Source organism: Oleiphilus sp. HI0128, assembly GCF_001635365.1.
On the sequence record NZ_LWGG01000389.1, the window covers coordinates 1 to 755 of the forward strand.

Sequence of the window (755 nt, forward strand, 5' to 3'; positions counted from 1 at the left end):
AACGCAAACCAGGAGCACTGCGTAACGGCGCACCGTTCGAGACCTTGCCAGACAGCTTCAAGTCCATTCAAAAGTATTTACTTCGACGACAAGGTGGTGATCGAGAAATGGTCGAGATATTGGCCTTGGTACTTCATCACGACGAACAGCTGGTTGAGCAAGCGGTTGAGGAATCTCTGCGATGCGGGCACCCCTCAAAACAGCATGTAATGAACTGTTTGAGCCAACTCATCGAACAGGAAACACCTGAGCCTTTGCTAACACCACCCTCTCTCATTCTAAACGAAGAACCTATTGCCAACACACAACGCTACGATCAACTAAGAGGTCATCCTTATGCACATTGAAACCATGATCCACACCTTCAAACAACTCAAACTACACGGTATGGCCAACAGTGTTATGGAGCTATCACAGCAAGCCGGGCCATCTTACCTTCAAGCACAGCCCATTCTTGAAGCCTTGATCAAAGCTGAAGTAACAGATCGAGAAGTGCGATCAATCGCTTATCAGATGAAGCATGCAAGGTTCCCAGCCTACCGTGACCTAGCTGGCTTTGACTTCAATCAAAGCAGTGTAGATGAAACGCCTGTCAAAGCGCTTCATCGCTGTGAGTTCATCGAAGGCAGCCACAACATCGTACTTATAGGAGGCCCTGGCACGGGTAAAACTCACTTAGCAACGGCAATAGGCGTACAAGCCATCCAACACCACCGACTACGAGTGCGCTTCTTATCGACCATTGAACTTGTGAA

General features: G+C 48.5%; 1 protein-coding gene and 1 pseudogene. Both read left to right on the forward strand.

Annotation, left to right across the window (positions count from 1 at the left end; translation table 11 throughout):
- Positions 1-347: pseudogene (locus tag A3763_RS28195) on the forward strand (IS21 family transposase); the annotation flags it as partial.
- A partial coding sequence (locus A3763_RS04835) for an ATP-binding protein (RefSeq protein WP_197482773.1) occupies positions 337-755 on the forward strand: 419 nt, incomplete at its 3' end. The pseudogene A3763_RS28195 and the gene A3763_RS04835, both read left to right, overlap by 11 nt.